Annotated in this window: 18 protein-coding genes; 4 read left to right on the forward strand and 14 right to left on the reverse strand. The window is 64.6% G+C overall.

Translation table 11 applies throughout. From position 1 onward, the window contains the following. Positions 1–33 precede the first annotated feature (33 nt). Both ABQZ00_RS20790 and ABQZ00_RS20795 read left to right on the forward strand, forming a co-directional pair. Entirely contained in the window at positions 34–348 is a 315-nt protein-coding gene (locus tag ABQZ00_RS20790) for a hypothetical protein (protein ID WP_323538938.1), read from the forward strand. Positions 349–356: 8 nt separating this feature from the next. Next, complete coding sequence (locus ABQZ00_RS20795) at positions 357–1,112, forward strand: M90 family metallopeptidase (RefSeq protein ID WP_323538939.1); 756 nt, start codon at positions 357–359, stop codon at positions 1,110–1,112. Positions 1,113–1,375: 263 nt separating this feature from the next. Here ABQZ00_RS20795 and ABQZ00_RS20800 read toward each other — a convergent pair whose 3' ends face one another. The 6 genes from ABQZ00_RS20800 to dusA form a co-directional block, all read right to left on the reverse strand. After that, entirely contained in the window at positions 1,376–2,560 is a 1,185-nt protein-coding gene (locus tag ABQZ00_RS20800) for a DUF1501 domain-containing protein (protein WP_323538940.1), read from the reverse strand. Between the two features lie 66 nt (positions 2,561–2,626). Then, positions 2,627–4,216: a DUF1800 domain-containing protein gene (locus ABQZ00_RS20805; protein WP_503064306.1), complete on the reverse strand. Its 1,590-nt coding sequence runs from the start codon at positions 4,214–4,216 to the stop codon at positions 2,627–2,629. Positions 4,217–4,339: 123 nt separating this feature from the next. After that, positions 4,340–5,710, reverse strand: a complete 1,371-nt coding sequence (locus tag ABQZ00_RS20810; protein WP_172797239.1) for an ATP-binding protein — start codon at positions 5,708–5,710, stop codon at positions 4,340–4,342. Positions 5,711–5,784: 74 nt separating this feature from the next. Beyond that, a complete protein-coding gene (locus tag ABQZ00_RS20815) occupies positions 5,785–6,468 on the reverse strand; it encodes a response regulator transcription factor (protein ID WP_002808458.1) in 684 nt (227 codons plus the stop codon). 71 nt (positions 6,469–6,539) lie between these two features. Continuing rightward, the gene (locus ABQZ00_RS20820; protein WP_055850192.1) at positions 6,540–6,848 is read right to left on the reverse strand and encodes a hypothetical protein; all 309 of its coding nucleotides are present in this window, start codon (positions 6,846–6,848) and stop codon (positions 6,540–6,542) included. A 336-nt stretch (positions 6,849–7,184) separates the two neighbouring features. Next, positions 7,185–8,189 (reverse strand): tRNA dihydrouridine(20/20a) synthase DusA, encoded by a 1,005-nt coding sequence (gene dusA, locus ABQZ00_RS20825; RefSeq protein ID WP_323538941.1) that lies wholly within the window; start codon positions 8,187–8,189, stop codon positions 7,185–7,187. A 150-nt stretch (positions 8,190–8,339) separates the two neighbouring features. Between dusA and ABQZ00_RS20830 the strand changes: the two genes are divergently transcribed. Next, positions 8,340–8,621: an NIPSNAP family protein gene (locus tag ABQZ00_RS20830; RefSeq protein ID WP_323538942.1), complete on the forward strand. Its 282-nt coding sequence runs from the start codon at positions 8,340–8,342 to the stop codon at positions 8,619–8,621. Positions 8,622–8,651: 30 nt separating this feature from the next. On the opposite strand, the gene ABQZ00_RS20835 is transcribed toward ABQZ00_RS20830, so the two are convergent. From ABQZ00_RS20835 to aroE, 8 genes are all read right to left on the reverse strand, one after another. Continuing rightward, positions 8,652–8,876, reverse strand: a complete 225-nt coding sequence (locus tag ABQZ00_RS20835; protein ID WP_055847177.1) for a hypothetical protein — start codon at positions 8,874–8,876, stop codon at positions 8,652–8,654. Positions 8,877–9,024: 148 nt separating this feature from the next. Beyond that, positions 9,025–9,300 (reverse strand): hypothetical protein, encoded by a 276-nt coding sequence (locus tag ABQZ00_RS20840; RefSeq protein WP_323538943.1) that lies wholly within the window; start codon positions 9,298–9,300, stop codon positions 9,025–9,027. A 624-nt stretch (positions 9,301–9,924) separates the two neighbouring features. Continuing rightward, entirely contained in the window at positions 9,925–10,500 is a 576-nt protein-coding gene (locus ABQZ00_RS20845) for an ankyrin repeat domain-containing protein (RefSeq protein WP_055847175.1), read from the reverse strand. Between the two features lie 57 nt (positions 10,501–10,557). Next, complete coding sequence (gene katB, locus ABQZ00_RS20850; protein ID WP_193552479.1) at positions 10,558–12,063, reverse strand: catalase KatB; 1,506 nt, start codon at positions 12,061–12,063, stop codon at positions 10,558–10,560. A gap of 491 nt (positions 12,064–12,554) precedes the next feature. Continuing rightward, complete coding sequence (dinG, locus tag ABQZ00_RS20855; RefSeq protein WP_055847169.1) at positions 12,555–14,690, reverse strand: ATP-dependent DNA helicase DinG; 2,136 nt, start codon at positions 14,688–14,690, stop codon at positions 12,555–12,557. A 292-nt stretch (positions 14,691–14,982) separates the two neighbouring features. After that, positions 14,983–15,210: a hypothetical protein gene (locus ABQZ00_RS20860; protein ID WP_055847167.1), complete on the reverse strand. Its 228-nt coding sequence runs from the start codon at positions 15,208–15,210 to the stop codon at positions 14,983–14,985. After that, the gene (locus ABQZ00_RS20865; protein ID WP_055847164.1) at positions 15,207–15,560 is read right to left on the reverse strand and encodes a hypothetical protein; all 354 of its coding nucleotides are present in this window, start codon (positions 15,558–15,560) and stop codon (positions 15,207–15,209) included. Before ABQZ00_RS20865 ends, ABQZ00_RS20860 begins: the two co-directional genes overlap by 4 nt. Positions 15,561–15,570: 10 nt before the next feature. After that, positions 15,571–16,422: a shikimate dehydrogenase gene (gene aroE / locus ABQZ00_RS20870; RefSeq protein WP_055847161.1), complete on the reverse strand. Its 852-nt coding sequence runs from the start codon at positions 16,420–16,422 to the stop codon at positions 15,571–15,573. Positions 16,423–16,474: 52 nt separating this feature from the next. On the opposite strand from aroE, the gene ABQZ00_RS20875 reads away from it, so the two are divergent. Beyond that, positions 16,475–17,356, forward strand: a complete 882-nt coding sequence (locus ABQZ00_RS20875; RefSeq protein ID WP_323538944.1) for a TolB family protein — start codon at positions 16,475–16,477, stop codon at positions 17,354–17,356. Positions 17,357–17,528: the final 172 nt, after the last annotated feature.

Here is a 17,528-nt window from a genome sequence, read left to right on the forward strand (position 1 = left end):
GCGCGGCTTGCGTGAGGGAGTGAAAACCGCGTTATGATCGGCGACTCACGCCGCTTGCCCTGGATGTGGACGATGCGCCGACTCACTGTTTGCCTGCTGTTCTTGTTGGCTCCGCTTGCCGCACTGGCATCGGACCAGTTGGTCGACGGCGATCATGAGAGCTGCGTCAGCACCAACTCGGCCGCACGCGGCAGAACCCCCAGTGGCGACGCGGCAGCACCGGCGCGCGCGCCGCAACACAAGCCTGCGCCGGCAACCGGCGGTGGTGGCAGCGATGGCGACAGTTTGTTCCCCCGCATGCGCATGATGCCGCGCTGGCACAGTTTTCTGCCGGGCATGTTCCGCTGATCCAGTGGTTGACGCGCTGGCTGCGCCGGCCGCCGCTCGAGATTCCTGATGCGCTTTGGCAGCCGGTGTGTGACCGCTGCGCCTGGGTTGCTGCGCTCGATGCGCAACGCCGGCAACGTCTACGTGCGCTGACCGCGCAGTTCCTGGACCAAAAAACCATTTCGCCGGTCGATGGATTGCAGCTGCAGCAGCACGACCACGTGTTGCTGGCTGCCACCTGCTGCCTGCCGCTGCTGGAAATCGGCGCAGCGGGATGGCGTGGCTGGTCGCAACTGATCGTGTACCCGGACGCCTTCCGCGTGCAGCGCACCCAGATGGATGCGGCCGGCGTAATGCATGCCTGGGACGACACCTTGATCGGCGAGGCCTGGGAACAAGGTCCGTTGATCGTCAGCTGGGCCGATGTGCAAGCAGACCTGGACGACCCGCAGGCCGGCTGCAACGTGATCGTGCACGAGATGGCACACAAGCTCGATGCACTGGACGGTGCGCTCGACGGCACGCCACCACTGCCGCGCGATCGGCAACGCCGCTGGGCGCGCGATTTTCAGCACGCCTTTGCTGCGTTCTGCCAACGCGTGGATGCCGGCCAGGATACCGAGATCGACCCATACGCAGCCGAGGCTCCGGAAGAATTTTTCGCGGTGGTCAGCGAATATCACTTCTCGGCGCCGCAAGTGCTGCAGCGGGTGATGCCGGAGGTCGCCGCGCATCTGGTCAGCGTGTACGGGCCGTCGCCGTTCGCGTCGCAGGCGGCGCGTTGATGGCGCTGCGCGATCATTGCGTCATGGTTTGAATGCATGCGCGACGCGGTTTGCATCGCGTCGGTCGCGTGAATCTGATCGTGTTTGGGCGTGTGCGCACGGTTAACGTTGGCGCCACGATGCGGCGAACTGCTTGCCTCTCACCGTCGTCGCCACGCGCACATAGCAATGCAGGAAGATGCAGCGCGCGGATCAGCAGGTGCAGATACCGCGCACTACGCTGAGTGGCCCGACACGAACGCAACAGGCACGATTGATCGCGCTCACACCAAGCCAAGATCGCGCGGTGTCGCGCCTGGAAACACGCGTTCCAGCTGCGTCGGCGACAAACCCCACAAGCGCTGCAACACGCCACCAAACAAACTGCGGTAATTGCTGAGCACCGGGTAATCGCGATTCTGCAGCAGATGCGCTTGGTCCACTGCAACCTGCTCGCCGGCGATGCGACCGCCGCGCACGCCGCCGCCCAGCACCCAGTACGTGGTGCCATGCCCGTGATCGGTCCCCTTGCTGCCGTTCTCGCGGAAGGTGCGGCCGAATTCGGAAATCACCACCACCACGGTGTCGTCCCAGGCCGGGCCCAAGGCATCGGCATACGCGGCCAACCCTTCGCCGAGATTGCGCAAGTTGTTGGCCAGCCCGCCTGCCACGCTGCCCTGATTGGCATGCGTGTCCCAACCGCCAACATCCACAAATCCCAGCCGATACCGCTCGCGCATCAAGCTCGCCATGCGCCGGGTTTCATCGGCAAACGTACGTGCGCTGGCGGCGCCACGGCCGGCCTGCTCCATCTCCTCACGCAACTGCGCGGTAACCTGCTGGCGCAACGCGAGTCCTTCGCGCGCCGCCGCCGCCAATGGCGTGGCGTCGTACATCTGCGACAGGATCTGCGACTGACGCGCATCCAACCCGCCCTTGCCGATGCCCCGCAGCGAGACGTTGGGCAGATCGCCGCCGCCTTGGAAGGTCAGCGGCAACGAATCGGTGAAGGCAATCGCCGGCACGCCACTGAGAACACCCGACAGCCGCGCCATGAACCCCGAACGATAATCGCGGTGCTTACCGGCTTGCCCGGATTCGATATCGTCCTGGGTTTCGAAGTGGCTGCGCGACACATCATCGGTGCCGGCAAATGGCACGAACGCCAGTTGATTGCGTTGCCACAACGGCAGCAAGGCATCGCGCATCACCGGGTTGAGGCCCCACTGCGCGTCCAGCGCAATGGCGCTATCGGGATTGGCCGGATCCGGCCGCGCAATCGCCAGCGTGGGCCGCGACTGATAATAAAAATCGCTGCCATGCGGCACCAACAGATTGTTGCTGTCGTAGCCGCCGCGCAAGAACACCACCAGCAGGCGCGCACTGTCGCGTGGCGCGGCAAACAGGCGACCGGCCCAAGGCAGACTCGCGGCGGCGGCAGAAGCAAGCAAAAATTGACGTCGTTGCATGGTGTACTCCCACAGCGATGCCTGCATCGCACTCGGTGATCAGCATCGGTGAATCAGCGATATGAATCAGCGGTAGTTAAAGTCCGGCGACGCCAACAGAAACCCGTTCCATTCCGCCGGCGAACGCGCCTGCTCCAGCGCCTGCTGCGTACCTGTCGCCAGCGACGGCGCAATCCAGCGATAGGACGCGCGCGTGTCGATCTGCGTCAGCGGCGGAATCGGCGTGTCGTTGTCGCCATCGCGCCGGAACAATTGCTTGGGCCCGCTGCCCAGCGCGCGCGCCACCTCGAACCTGCGCGCCAGTTGCCCGGAGCTGGTCCAGGCTTGCGATTGCAGCGACCACCCATCCGGGGTGATACGCCCGAACAGCGGCTCGCCAAGTTGCTGTACCCAACTGGCCATCGGGCCGGCATTGATCACGGGCTGGTCGTCATAGGCCAGCCGCATCGCCGAGACCACAAAGCGATTGGGGTCCTTGAACTTGCGCGGTTGCACCTGTGCAAACTCTGCAGAATTCACCATGGTCTGCATGACCTTGGCGATATCGCCATCGCTGCGCTGGAAGGTGCTGGCCATGCGTGCGACCAGTGCCGGCGGCGGCGTGTCGCTGACGAAGTACTCGGCCATGCGCTGCGAGACGAAGCGCGCACATGCGGGCTGGCGCACCAACAGTTGCACGGCGCGTTCGATTTCATCCAGCCCACCGCCGGCAATCGGCTGACCCAACAACACCTTGTCGCCGGGTTGATGGCGCGCCGGATTGAATTCGAACACTCCCTTGCGCACCACCTGCGGCTGGCCACGCACGGGTGCTGGCACAGGAGGCGCACCTGCGGCCTTGATCGGCACCAGGCCCGCGCCGGTAAGGATCAACGCCAGCTGCTGCACGTCCTGCTGGGTGTAACCCCCATGCACGCCGAGGGTGTGCAGTTCCATCAGTTCGCGCGCGTAGTTTTCGTTGACCTTGCCCTTGGCGTTCTTGGCGTTGTCCAGATACTCGAGCATCGCCGGACTTTGCAGCGTCGCCATAACAAGATCCGCAAATTTGCCGGTGGCGTTAGGGCGGATCGCGTTTTCCATGTAATCGGCGGCCATCCACTTCACGCGGCCTTTGTCGGCATACACGCTGAAGTGATTGAGCCAGAACCACACCAGCTGCTCGCGTAGCTGATCCGGCGCGTACACCGCGCGCAGTAATTGCGCCTGACGCGCCTGGGTGAGCATCTGTCCGCCGCGCGCTTGCCAGTCCTTGCGCAAGGCGACTTTCTCATCGCCGTCGGGCATGGCTTGCAGCCGAATCTTGTCGGCCTCGTAGCGGGTCAACAAGGTTTCCAGCGGGGTGTGCAGTGCATCGAAGCCTTGCAGCTGCGCGCGGATCGGTGCCGGTAACACAGCGTCGTCACTGGGTTGGAGCAGCAATGCGCCATAGCGCTTGGGGCCAAGCCGTTGTAACTGCGCGGCGCCATCGGCATCCACACCGTAGGTGGCACGTTGCAACCAGCGCGTCTGGGTCGGCGTCAACGGCGCTTCGGCAGCGTGGCCCAGGGCAGCAACCGCACCACCGGCAAGCAGCAACGCCAGGCGCCACCTGCGCGGCCATCGCCGTGGCAAAGGGTGCGTTTCCGCGCAAGAGACCTGTGCAACGCGCTCGATCATGCGGCTCTCCATCGCAACTACCTGCAACCGGACCAGTATGGTCAAGCAAACGTTCGAGGCGTTAAACGGTTGTCGGAGCAGCGCAGGCCATTGCCAACGGGTTCATCCGGACACGCAGACGTGTCACAGACCCGGAGGCAGGGTCACATCGAAGCGGGCGCCACCCAGTTCCTGCGAGCGCACCACCTGCAGTTCACCGCGGTAGGCCTTGATCAGATCCTGCACGATCGACATGCCGATGCCATGCCCCTGCACGCGCTCATCGCCACGCACACCACGCTGCAGAATCTTGGCGACATCTTCCGGCGCAATGCCGGGGCCGTCGTCTTCCACCGACAGGATCAGGCCGGCACGCCGGCTGCCGGTGGTCGGGCCCGGCTGTGCGGTCAGCAGCACCCGGCTGCGCGCCCATTTAAAGCCGTTTTCCAGCAGATTGCCGAGCAGCTCCTGCAGATCGCCTGGCTCGCCATGAAAGCGCGCATCCGGCGAAATGTCGAACTCGCACAGCACGCCCTTGATCGAATACACCTTCTCCAGCCCGCGCACGATTTCTTCGGCGGACGGCTCGATCGGCAATGGCGCGGCAAACAACTTGTGACCGCTGGAGGCCGCACGCGCCAACTGATACGACACCAGATCGTTCATACGCCGCAGCTGCACGTCCATCTCTTTATGCAGATCGTGCTCGGAGGCGCCACTGTCGAGCTGCGTGCGCAGCACCGCGATCGGCGTCTTGAGGCTGTGCGCCAGATCGGCCAGCGTATTGCGTTGGCGCTCCAGGTTGTCGCGCTCGCTCTCGATGAAGGCGTTGATGCTATCGGTCAGCGGCTCCAGCTCGCGCGGGTGCTGCTCGCTCATGCGCTGAATTTCGCCGCGCTGCACCTTGGTCAATTCATTGATCACACGACGCAGCGGGCGCAGGCTCCATTGCAGGATGAACGCCTGCAGCACCAACAGCACCACGCCGGCACTGCCGAGGTAAAACCACACCGCGCCACGGAAAACACGCAGCTGCGCGCCCATCGAGCGCGCGTCTTCCATCACATAGATGGTGTAAGGAATCTCGCCGCCGTGTTCGCGTTCGACGTAACTAACGCCCAGGCCATAGCGATACAACTGGCCCAGGCTGCCATCGATCTGGGTCATCTCCAGCGGGCCGATGAATTCTTCCTGGCGCGGCTCCAGCATGCGGCCATGCGGAATGTTCGGGCCTTCGGCCGACATCGAGGTCCAGCTTTCGTCCGGACGCACGACTTCCACATACAAGCCGCCACCGGGCACATCGAAGCGCGGGTCGGGCGGTTGGCCGCCGATGTAGATCGAACCGTCGCGGACAAAGTCGATGTTGGCGGCGTAGGCAGAGGCGTAGTTCTTCAGCCGCTCACGCAGATTCTTTTCGGCGGTATCGGCAAAGGCGACATCCAACGCGTAGCCCGCCAATGCCAGAAAGGCCACCAAGCTGAGGCTGGCGGCCAACAGCTGGCGGGCCTGCAGGGAGCGCGGCCGCCAACGTCTGTACCACTTGGAGCGGCCCGGCACCTGATCTTCCTGTTTACGGACGCGCGGACTCAGCCTTCGGTACGCGGGATGGCGAAGCGGTAGCCCCGACCACGCACGGTCTCGATGGGCTTGAGTTCACCATCTGGATCGAGCTTCTTGCGCAGACGACCGATGAACACTTCGAGCACGTTGGAGTCGCGATCGAAGTCCTGCTGATAGATATGTTCGGTGAGGTCGGCCTTGGAGACCAACTCGCCGGCATGCATCATCAGGTACTCGAGCACCTTGTACTCATAGCTGGTCAGATCAACGTTGGCGCCGTTGACGCTCACCGTCTGCGCCGCCAGATCCAGTGCCACCGGGCCACATTCCAGCGTGGGCTTGCTCCAGCCAGCGGCACGGCGCAGTAGCGCGTTGACGCGAGCCAGCAGCTCTTCGACATGGAACGGCTTGACCAGATAATCGTCGGCGCCCTGCTTGAGGCCTTCGACCTTGTCCTGCCAGCTCGAACGCGCGGTCAGGATCAACACCGGGAATTTCTTGCCTTCGTCGCGCAGCGCCTTGATCAGCTCCATGCCCGACATCTTGGGCAGGCCAAGGTCGATGATGCCGACGTCGAACGGCACTTCGCGGCCCATGTACAGGCCTTCTTCGCCGTCTTGTGCAGCGTCGACCGCAAAGCCTTCACGCTTCAGACGCGCGGCAAGGGTCTCGCGCAGCGGAGCTTCGTCTTCGACCAAAAGAATACGCATGCACTCTCCCTAGTAACGTTATCGGCCAACGGCCGGGGAATTTATGAGACTGAACGCAGAACTATCTACGTTCAGTGGTTATCGCTGCGTGGTGGCGCTGGCGGATCGGGCGGGGCAGCGCTGGGCGGTGGAGCGGCCTGCGGCTGCTCTAGCTCGTCCACGGTGTGGACGCGCCCGTTCTTCATGTACTTGACCCGATTGAGGTTGCCGCCATCGTACGGCACACGCTCGGCAGCCAAAATTTGTCCACCGGTAGACCGCTGCACATGGCGAATGGTGTCCGACAAGGTGCGGCTATTGCCGCGTGCCGATGCCGGCATGCCCTCGCGACCACCCTGCACCATGGGATACCCCTGACCCCACGCCGACGGCGCGGCCAGGACACCCCAGAGGGCGACCAGGGCGACAGAGCGAACGCGGCTGAGCGGATGGGTCACAACTGGATCCTAGCGGGTTGTTCAGGAACATTCAAAATTCGTAAAACCGAGCATGCATCACACAATGCCTGGGTTCCGTAAATTGAGCCAAATTCTTGATTTTTGGGGGTGAATCCGATCTGAACTTTTTAGCTTCGTGTTAACGCCATTCAGCCAAATGAATGCCACGAAGGAGCAGACGCCCTGCCAGCAAGGCTTTCGCGCTCGATGACGGACTCCGAAACCGTGATCAACAACGGTCCTGGCCTGCCTGTTCAGCTAATGCAAGCGCCGGGCCAATCAGGCAACGACGCGCCAGAGCTGGCTGTCGGTTCGCTGCAATGCCTGCTCGACCAGCTCCCAGCCAGCGCCCGGACGATGTGCGCCCTCGCTCAGCACCTGACGGAACGCCCGCCCGCCCGGCTGCCCATGGAACAGGCCCAGCACGTGCCGGGTGATGTGCTTCAGCGCCAGCCCCTGCTCCAGTTGGGACTCCACGTAGGGACGCAGCGCCCGTAGCAGCGTCTCGCGCGACTGCGCCGGGCGTTGGGTCAGTGCGGCATCGAGCTGATGCAAGACATACGGGTCGTGATATGCGGCGCGACCGAGCATCACGCCATCGGTCTGCTGCAGATGCGCCAGCGCGGCGTCGACGGCGGCGATGCCGCCATTGAGCACCACCGGCACGTTGGGACGCTCCTGCTTGAGGCGATACGCCCAGTCGTAGCGCAGCGGCGGCACCTCGCGGTTTTCCTTCGGCGACAGACCCTTGAGCCAGGCATTGCGGGCGTGCACTACCACCATCGCCGCGCCGGCTGCGACGACTTGATCGACAAAGCGGGCGAACACGGCGTAGTCGTCGTCATCGTCCACGCCCAGGCGGCATTTGATCGTGATCGGCAGATCGGTGGCCGCGCACATGGCGGCGACACACTCTGCTACCAGCGCCGGTTCGCGCATCAGGCAGGCGCCGAAGCGCCCCGCCTGCACGCGATCGGACGGGCAGCCGCAGTTGAGGTTGATTTCGTCATAGCCCCATTCCTGCGCGATGCCAGCTGCTTGCGCGAGCAGGGCCGGATCGCTGCCGCCGAGCTGCAGCGCCAGCGGGTGCTCGACCGGATCGAACCCGATCAGCCGCGTGCGATCACCATGGATCACCGCGTTGGCATGCACCATCTCGGTATACAAGCGTGCGGACGGCGCCAGCAGGCGGTGGAACACCCGGCAATGCCGGTCGGTCCAATCCATCATCGGGGCAACGGACAGGCGCAAGGAGGCGGCGTAGCGATCGGCAGAAGCGGTCATCGACGGTTGGCCGCAGCGAGCGGCCATTGGAATGCGAAGCAGGATCAATAGCTTACACCGGCGTCGATGAATCTGCGGCAGTGCGGCACACCACGTTGCGGCCCCCTCGACTGCCCGGCTCGCTGGCTGATCGCCTGTCGGCTGCGCCAAGTGATCGACCCTTACCAACTGATCGAATTCGAACACGACGCGCGGTTGTGGATCCCGCTGGTGGCGCGCTTCGGCGGTCAGCATCACGGCTATTTTCTGCCGTCGGAAAGGGCGAACAACATCGCGTTGGCGCTGTTTTCGTGTCCCTCGCACGCCGAGTACGAGCGCTATCGGGTGGCATCGCTGCAGGATGCGGGGTGTCTGTCGGCGTTCGCCTATGTGGAGCGAACGCGGTGCATCGTCAGTGACGCGCGCAACTTCTTGGGTCCGGTACTGGCGTAACGCTGCGCGCGTTTCCGGACGTAGGTGCGATTACGGGTTGCGGAAGCCCACACGCTCTTCTGCGCTCAGCGGCTTGCCGAGGGCGTGGTAAGAGGCAGCCAGGGTGATCAGAGACGTGCCCATCACCGCGTAGAAGCTCCACGAGGTGGCCAGTACATGCACCTGGCCGAACACCAGCGCGACGACGGCGGTGGCGGTGCACAGCACCATGGCGAGCAGGGACATCAGGAAAGGGATAGAGGGATCGAGCTTCATGGCCGGGGGTTCCAAGGTGCGATAGCTTCAGCATCGGCGTTCCTGGCTCGTTCTTGAACTGTTTTTTGCGCTTTTTTCGAACCAATTTCAAGCAAGTCAGCGCGCGCTCAGTTTTATGTCAAAGCCTTGGCGCACAAGGGTTTCGACGTCAGAAATATCCTGACGGGATGGCGGAAAAATCATCACCGCCGCCAGACTTCCAACGCAGGCGCGGCGGAAAACCGACGGGATGGCCATCACGGTTTGGCGTGGCCGCATCCAGGTCGCTTACGTCACGATCGTGTGCTGTCGTTGCCCTGCTGATTTGCGCGCGACACACGAAGGTGATCGCGCCGGGCAGCCGCCAGATGCAGGCAACAGCCCGGTCGAAGACGTGCTTGTCTGCGCGCTTTCCGGAACCGTGAGACATCGTGGCAAGTGCCATGCGGAGCCATTCGGAGGCGTCGGTGCTCTGGGCTGGATGCCCTACTCGTGGTCTGTCCGCAACAAGCGCGGGGACTAAGAGCGGTTAACACCACTGGCCGGCAGTCGTCAGGTGGGCGTAGACGCCACGCTCAGAGCCGGAGTGGGCGAATATGGCCACGCCGCACTGAGCAACGGGCGCGCCGTCTGGCGGCTGCACCATCATTTGGAGAGCTGCGCTAAACCTGCCTACGTACTCTCATGCGTTGACCGCGTGCCGAGCGCGGCCATCGAGCGCTATCGAACGTCCTGCGACTGGCTGACAACGCTAGCAACCAAGGATCGTGTAGATGCTGACGCTACGGAGCTAATGCAGCGTCCGCGTGGTCGATGCCGAATTGGGGCATCGGCCGCGACGATCTGAAAGGCTTCGCGGCCGTGGCTGGGCGATGGCCTTGTTGGCCGCTTGCGCGCGCCAAGGTCGCTACCGTTCGGAGCATTGGTAGCGTGATGGCAAAACACGCATGGCGCATGTTGCTGCGGACTATCGTCCGCGCTCCAGCCTGTGGCGCACTCTCAAGAACAGCTTACGCAGGCGCGCAACTCGCGGAGCATGCACGGCCGCAGGTCGCGCCACCCAACACGCTCAGCGTGCCGGGGCGGTGGCGAATTCGCCACGCTGCAGCTTGGTCACATCGTTGCCCTGCCCATCCTTGAGGCTGAGGTCTGCGCCCTTGGCGGCCAGGTCCTTGAGCACGTCTGTCCGCTGAAACAGCGCTGCATACATCGCCGCGGTCTGGCCGGCGTTGTTGCGTTGGTCGGGGGCGCAATCGGCCTGCATCAGACGCTTGGCGATGCCGAGCTCGCCTTTGAAGATCGCGCCCATCAGCGCAGTGTTGCCGCGTTTGTCCTGCGCGCAGGGGTCGGCTCCTGCGCTCAGCAACTGCTCCACCGCCGGGCGTTGGCCGTGGTAGGCGGCCAGGATCAGCGCGGTATAGCCCTTCTCATCGCGGGCGTTGAGGTCGTAATGCGAGCGGATGAACTCGGCCAGCATCTCCTGGCGGCCTTCGCGCGCGGCATCGAAGAAGTACTCACGTAGCTGCAGCTTGATCTGCTCGGGGCTGGACGTGGATGGGGTAGTCGCTGCGGGCGTGGCAGACGGCGAGGCAGCGATGGCTGGCGCACATAGGGCGCTCAGCATGATCAATAGCAGAGTGCGCATATCGCTCTCCCAAGACGGGGACGGCACCGCGGCGTGGCCGCGATGCCGTCGGATGGATCAGTCCTGCAGGCTGGAGGCCAGCTGCTTGACGCGGGCCAGGTCGCCCTTGGCAACACGGGCCACACCGGTGCCGTACTCCGGGTCGGCTTTGTACAGGAACGACAGGATGATGTGCTTGCTCTCGGTGTCGGTGTTGGACAGCGACTCGCCGAAGCTCTGCACCAGATCTGCACGATCCTTCTTGCCGTAGGAGCGGTACAACTCACCGGCTTGCTTGAAGTTCTGCTCGCGGGTGATCTTGGCCTGCTGGGTGGTACCGGACAGCGGCAGTTCGCTGTAGCGCGCGGCGGTGTCCTGCGGACGCGGCTCCAGGCGGCTCGGCTCGTAGTTCACGCCACTGCTGGTCTGACCGATGTTGCCCTGACCATCCTGGTTGCCGTTATTGACGGCCACGCGCGGACGGTTGACCGGCAGGCTCAGGCCGTTGGCACCGATGCGATACAACTGGGTGTCGGCGTAGGAGAAGATACGGCCCTGCAACAGGCGATCTTCAGACGGTTCGATACCCGGCACCAAATTGGCCGGGGCCATCGCGACCTGCTCGGTCTCCTGGAAGAAGTTGTCGACGTTCTTGTTCAACACCATCTGGCCGACCTTCTGTTCCGGCACGTCCGGCCAGATCTTGGTGGCATCGAGCGGGTCGAAATCGAACTTGGCCAGGTCTTCCGGCTTGAGCACCTGCACATACAGGTCCCACTTCGGGTAGTCGCCCTTCTTGATCGCGCCGACCAGATCGTTGGTCAGGTGGCTGTAGTCCTTGGACTGGACGGCGGCAACCTGCTTGGGATCGAGGTTCTTGATGCCCTGCAACGTCTTCCAATGGAACTTGACGTAGTGCACTTCGCCCTGCGCGTTGACCAGCTTGTAGGCGTGCACGCCGTTGCCATCCATGAAGCGATAGCCGGCAGGTGTGCCTTCGTTGGAATACAGCAGGGTCAGCGTGCGCGTGCCTTCGGGCACGTGCGAGAAGAAATCGAAGCGACGCGAGTCGTCGTCAAGATTGGTGCGCGGGTCTGGCTTGAACGCGTGGACCATGTCGGGGAACTTGATCGCATCGCGGATGAAGAAGGTGGGGAAGTTGTTGCCGACCAGATCCCAGTTGCCTTCGCTGGTGTAGAACTTGGTGGCGAACCCGTGCGGGTCGCGCAGCGTTTCAGGCGAGTGATTGCCATGCACAACGGACGAAAAGCGCACGAACACCGGGGTTTTTTCGCCGGCGCTGAATACCTTGGCCTTGGTCAGGGTGGACAGATCGGCAGTGGCGGTGAACTCGCCTTTGACACCGGTACCGCGCGCATGCACGACGCGCTCGGGAATGCGCTCGCGATCGAAGCGCTGCAGCTTCTGGATCAGCTGCACGTCCTGCAGCAAGGTCGGGCCGTTGGCACCTGCCGTCTGCGAATTCTGGTTGTCGCCAACCTTGGCGCCGTTGTCGCGGGTCAGTACAGATTGGGCGAAGACCGGCGGAGCGATCAGCGTGGGGGCTAGCAGGGCTAGCACCATGAGGGATCCAGGGCGCATGGCGTCAGCTCGTGTTGAAGGACCTGAATCATGGCGAGCGGGCCGAAGTGTGAAAAGTCATTAGTTATGATCGCAGCGATAGGCGAACATGATGATGACTGCGTTGCGTGATATGCATCGCTTTTCGTGTGGCAGCGTGTTGCAGATAACGCGACTGTTTCAGCTTCAAGCGTCTCGTCTGCATTCGCGTCGCATGACGTCACTACCGAAAAACGTAGGCCGATGCTGCACTGCAAGGCGATGCCATGCGAAAAAACACTGCATCTGCAGCAACCAACGCGATGCCTGGCAAGCAACTGCGCCCGCGTACATGAGGTGACACATGCTGCGCATGATCGCTCGCAGCGGCATGCCGGATGACGACGCTGCCATGCGTGGCAGTCGCTATGCAGTGCTCAAGTACAACCTTGTCGACCGAGACCAGGCGGTCGACATCACTGAGCGCTGCATTGGCACACCATGTGCCGACGCACTCAGCGCCCGATCACCCGCTTGAACGGTGGCAACGCGTCGATGATGCGTTTGCCGTAGCGACGCGTGAGCAGGCGCGAGTCGAGAATGATCACGCGGCCGTGGTCGTTGGAGCTGCGGATCAGCCGCCCTGCGAACTGGGTGAGCGTGCGTAGCGCATGCGGAATCGCAATCAGGTTGAACGCATTGTGGCCGCGGCTTTCCAGCCACTCGCTCAAGGTCGAGGTCTGCGGGTCGGTCGGCACCGCGAATGGCACCTGGGTGATGACCACCGTGGTGCAGGCATCGCCGGGCAGGTCCAGGCCTTCGCCAAAAGAATTCAAACCGAACAACACCGAGCCTTCGCCAGCGGCAATGCGGCGCATGTGTTCGGTGATCAATTGCGACTTGTTGCCTTCGCCCTGCACCAGCACACGGTTGCGCTGCGCCAGCGGCATCAGGTCGGCCACCTTTTCCATCTTCCAGCGCGAGGTGAACAGCACGATGCTGCCCTTGGCGTTCCAATCCAGTTCGCGCACCAGATACTTGGCCACTTCCTTGGGATGCCCTTCGCGGTCGTCCGGGGTGACCGGAAAATTCGGCACGATCAGTTCGGCCTGATTGGGCAGGTCGAATGGCGAGGCCAGCGAGGCCATTTCGGCGTGATCGGGCAGGCCGTTGTCGATGGCGAAGGATTGGAAATCGCCACCGCCGGTGAGCGTGGCCGAGGTCATCACCACCGAATCCACTTCGTTCCAGATCATCGTGCGCAGCACTTGCGCGGCCGACACGGGAGAGCAATGGCAGATCAGATCACCCTCGCGCGAGAGGGTGATCCAGCGCGCCATCGGCGGCTGGCCTTCCTTGTCTTCGCGCCGCCAGCCGCTCCACAGATTGTGTTGCTGCTCGGCCATTTCCAGCGCCAGGCCCAGGTTGCGTTGCAGCCGCTCGCGTGCGGCATCGTCCTGCTTGCCCTTGGCGATCGCACTGTGCGCGGCATGCACCCAGTTGAACAGCGCGCGGGTTTCTTCGCCCAGTTCTTCGATGGCCGGGCCCCACTGCGGCGGCAACTTGCCGTTGGCGGCACGCCACAACGGATCGCGCTCGCCAGGCTCGGGCTTCCACACGCGCTCGACTTCGGCATGGAAGGCCTTGAGCAGTTTGGACACCCGCGCGGCCACCTCAATGGCTTCGTTGGGCAGCAGGTTGCCGACCTTGTCCTTGTCCACCGCGCGATACGCCGCGGCAATGAGAATCTGCATGCGGCCAGTGCGCTTGGCCATCTCGTCCAGCGGCAGATTGGCCGCGCCCTGGTCGATGGCCACGCCGGCGATGTGATGGCCTTCGTCGAGCACCAGCAACATGTCCGATGGCGGCGCAATCAGCGGCTGGCCGTTTTCGGCATCGCCCAGCGACAGCGAGGACAGCAGCAAGGCGTGGTTGGTGACCACGATCTGCGCTTCGCGCACATCGGTGCGTGCCTTGAGCACCGGGCATTGCGCGGCATAACTGCAGCGCCGCCCCGCACAGCCGGAGGCGGGCGTGGTGATGCGCATGCGCAACGGCACCGAGACCTGCTCGGGGGCATCGTCCAGGTCGCCGCTCCAGGTGCGCGCGGCGTAGGCCTTGGCCAGCCGTTTGGCCAGATCGGCATCGACGGGGCTGAGCGGGCGATCGTAGAGCGCCTGCTCGTCTTCGAACATGGCGTTCTGGCTGGTGTCGCCTTCCAGCTCCGCGGCATTGCGCGTGCACAGATAGCGGGTGCGGCCCTTGGCCAGGGCGACGGTCGCTTCCAGGCCGGTGGCCTTGAGGAAGGCCGGGATGTCGCGCTCCACCAGCTGCGACTGCAGCGCCACGGTGCCAGTGCTGATCACCAGTTTTTTCTTGGTCGCCAGGGCGATCGGCACGCCGGCGGTGAGATAGCCCAGGCTCTTGCCCACCCCGGTGGGCGCCTCGGCGATGCCGATGCCGCCGGAGGTGGCCAGCGCACGCGAGACCAGACCGATCATCTGACTCTGCGCGCGACGGGTGGCAAAGCCGGGCGTATTGGCCTGCAGCTTGGCGTAAGCGTCGCGGATGCCGGCCTTGATCGGGTCGGTCAGCACACGCTGGGCGGGGACGGGCGCGGACGGCGCAGCCGGTGGGGCAAGGTCACTCATCGCGCTATTTTCGCACGGACCGGCGCAGCGCCTGCGACCGATACGCGCGGCAGCTGAACCTGTTTGCCGGGTGCCCTTGCACGCTTTGGCGACCGATGTCCGGAGCGGATGACGCAAGCGCGCACGTCGGCAGATGGCGGCGAATACTGCACGCGGGATCTGCGTGCACGCTGCGCTTGCCGCTTTCGATCAACCCTGGTCCTTCTGGGGGCCACTCAGAGTTGCGTTAGCGGCGCTCGAAGACCGGCGACCGCCACGGACACCCCACAGCTGGACTCCGTGGAATGTTGGATCAACCGCGTCGCGGCCAGGCGTAGCGCGCCCAGACCACGCCGATCACGGCCATGGCCACGCCCATCGCCAGCATGCCGATGCCCACACCGGCCGGACCGAAGCGTTCGTACAGCAGTCCGCCCCGGTTGACGGTCGCCAGCGCCTGCGGATGCAGCAACGTCCAACCGCCCTGCCCTGCACAGATCAGCCCGACCAGGACGAGCGCCAACGCCTTGAGCGGGATCATGCGCGCGGACCCGCAGCAGGCGGCAGCCGTTGCAGGCTGCGCGCCAGGGTCCACACCAACACGCCAATACCGACGCCTTGCACGGCGGTCAGCACGAAGCGGCCGACGCCCATCACCAGACCAATCTGGCGCACGTTGCCTTGCTGCAGCAACAGCATCGGAATCGCCTGCAAGGCCACCTCGGCCAGCACACAGCCCAGCAGCAGCCACAGCCCGGCCAGCGCGGCACGCCGCAGCGGCCCGTGCGGGGCGCGCCACAGCAGCACCAGCCCCAGCAACAAGGCGATCAGCATCGGCACCCGCGACAGCAGGCTGGTGATCAGGCTGAGCAGGATGTCGGTGGTGGTCATGGGCAACGGCTCAGTCCGCGCTGACCAAGACAGCGTCACGCGCGCGCAGCGCCGCGTACACCGGGTCGGTGTCCGGGCGCACGCCATGCCACAACGCGAAACTTTCCGCGGCCTGCTCCACCAGCATGCCCAGGCCATCGATGGCGTAACGGCAGTGCGCGGCGCGTGCCCAGGCCAGGAACGCGATGGCGGTTTCGCCGTAGTTGAGATCCACCGCGGCGGTCAGGCTGTTGACCAGGCCCAGCGGCAGCGAGAACGCACCGGCGTCGCGGTCGCGCCCGGCGGCGGTGGCGTTGACGATCAACTCGAAGTCGCCCAGTTCGCGCAGGTCTTCGATGTAGCGCGACACCACCCGGCCGGGTTCGCCCAGCGCATCGCACAGCGCGTCGGCGCGCTCGGGCGAGCGGTTCACCACCACCATCTCGGTGATGCCGGCATCCAGCAGCGCCGGTGCCACCCCGCGTGCGGCGCCGCCGGCGCCCAGCAGCAACACGCGACGACCGCGCAGATCCAGGCCGTGGCGATCGGTGAGGTCACGCACAAGGCCGACGCCGTCGGTGTTGTCGCCCTGCCATTGGCCATCGTTACGCACCAGCGTGTTCACCGCTCCGGCCAGCTGCGCGCGATCGCTCAGGCTGGCGGCCAGCGCAAAGGCGGCCTCCTTCAACGGCAGGGTGACGTTTGCGCCTTTGCCGCCTTCGTCGGCGAAGCGCTGCAGCGTGCTGGCGAACGCGTCCGGCGGCGCATCGATGGCGGTGTAGTCCAGCGCGATGCCGGTCTGCTTGCCGAAGTCGGCATGGATGGCCGGCGACAGCGAATGGGCGACAGGGTGACCGAACACGGCATAACGGGATACGGGCATGAAACGCTCTCTGGTTGACTAGACTGTGCGCGACTTGGAGCAGGAACACCGCATGCAACTTCGATGGACGCCGCTCGCGCTGGCGGCGAGTTTACTCTTCGTCCCGTCCGCGTCGGGACTTGCCGAGTTCGGCATCGAAGGCATGGGTGTGGTGTCCACGCCGGCCAACGAGGCGCATGCCACGCTCAGCCCGGACGGGCAGCGCATCGTTTGGGCCAGCGACCGCGCCGGTGGTGCCGGGGGCTGGGACCTGTGGCAGGCGCAGCTGCGCGGCGGGCGTTGGCAGGACGCGCAGCCGCTGCCGCTCAACACCGCCCAGGACGAGATCACGCCGCTGTTCAGTGCCGATGGACGCTGGCTGCTGTTCGCCTCGTCGCGGCCCGGTGGCGCCAGTGGCAGCGATCTGTACCGCGTGCCGGTGGATGCGCAAGGCGGCCTGGGCGCGGTGCAATCTCTGGGCGCGGCGATCAACAGCCGCGGCGACGAGCGCGCACCGAGCCTGTCGCTGGACGGCACGCGTCTGCTGTTCGCCAGCGATGGCCACGGCGGTGCCGGCGGCCTGGACGTGTTTGTGGCGCGCTGGGACGGGCGCGCATTCACCGCACCTGCGCCGCTGCGCGACATCAATACCGCGGCCGACGAACTGGATGCGGCCTGGCTCGGCGACGGGCGTGGCCTGGTATGGGCGCGCGGTGCGGTCGATGGCCCCAGCCAGTTGCTGCTGGCCGCCTGCAACAACGGGCACTACGCCCAGGGCCAGCCGTTGCCGCTGTCGTTCAACGGGCCGCAGGAGCGCACGTTTGCGGCGGTGGTGGATGCGTCCAAACCGGGCGAACTGCTGGTGACCGGCAGCGCACGTGCACCACGCGCGGGCCAGCTGGATCTCTACCGGATGAAGGCGCCGGCGGTGGAGGGCGATACCAGCTGCCGCTGAGAGCGGATGGATGCGCGAAGTCAAAACAAGAGCGGCTGGCAAAGCACCTCGCGCTGGTCTATTTCAAAGCGGAGCATGTGGGTCTTCAATGCAGCGCAGCTGCGCTGCGGCCTGGTTGTAGAGCTGCTGACTTGCGGCTTGATCTGCGGCTCGGCTGCAGGGCCCACCCGCC

Source organism: Xanthomonas sp. WHRI 10204 (assembly GCF_040202875.1).
Classification (GTDB): domain Bacteria; phylum Pseudomonadota; class Gammaproteobacteria; order Xanthomonadales; family Xanthomonadaceae; genus Xanthomonas.

Coding starts and splice junctions, on each gene's coding strand:
- katB (WP_193552479.1), bottom strand. CDS start 12,063: ATGGTGCTAGCCCTGCTAGCCCCCACGCTGATCGCTCCGCCGGTCTTC.
- ABQZ00_RS20805 (WP_503064306.1), bottom strand. CDS start 4,216: ATGATCGAGCGCGTTGCACAGGTCTCTTGCGCGGAAACGCACCCTTTG.
- ABQZ00_RS20860 (WP_055847167.1), bottom strand. CDS start 15,210: ATGATCCCGCTCAAGGCGTTGGCGCTCGTCCTGGTCGGGCTGATCTGT.
- ABQZ00_RS20840 (WP_323538943.1), bottom strand. CDS start 9,300: ATGGCACTTGCCACGATGTCTCACGGTTCCGGAAAGCGCGCAGACAAG.
- dinG (WP_055847169.1), bottom strand. CDS start 14,690: ATGAGTGACCTTGCCCCACCGGCTGCGCCGTCCGCGCCCGTCCCCGCC.
- ABQZ00_RS20835 (WP_055847177.1), bottom strand. CDS start 8,876: ATGAAGCTCGATCCCTCTATCCCTTTCCTGATGTCCCTGCTCGCCATG.
- ABQZ00_RS20845 (WP_055847175.1), bottom strand. CDS start 10,500: ATGCGCACTCTGCTATTGATCATGCTGAGCGCCCTATGTGCGCCAGCC.
- ABQZ00_RS20875 (WP_323538944.1), top strand. CDS start 16,475: ATGCAACTTCGATGGACGCCGCTCGCGCTGGCGGCGAGTTTACTCTTC.
- ABQZ00_RS20815 (WP_002808458.1), bottom strand. CDS start 6,468: ATGCGTATTCTTTTGGTCGAAGACGAAGCTCCGCTGCGCGAGACCCTT.
- aroE (WP_055847161.1), bottom strand. CDS start 16,422: ATGCCCGTATCCCGTTATGCCGTGTTCGGTCACCCTGTCGCCCATTCG.
- dusA (WP_323538941.1), bottom strand. CDS start 8,189: ATGACCGCTTCTGCCGATCGCTACGCCGCCTCCTTGCGCCTGTCCGTT.
- ABQZ00_RS20800 (WP_323538940.1), bottom strand. CDS start 2,560: ATGCAACGACGTCAATTTTTGCTTGCTTCTGCCGCCGCCGCGAGTCTG.
- ABQZ00_RS20790 (WP_323538938.1), top strand. CDS start 34: ATGATCGGCGACTCACGCCGCTTGCCCTGGATGTGGACGATGCGCCGA.
- ABQZ00_RS20865 (WP_055847164.1), bottom strand. CDS start 15,560: ATGACCACCACCGACATCCTGCTCAGCCTGATCACCAGCCTGCTGTCG.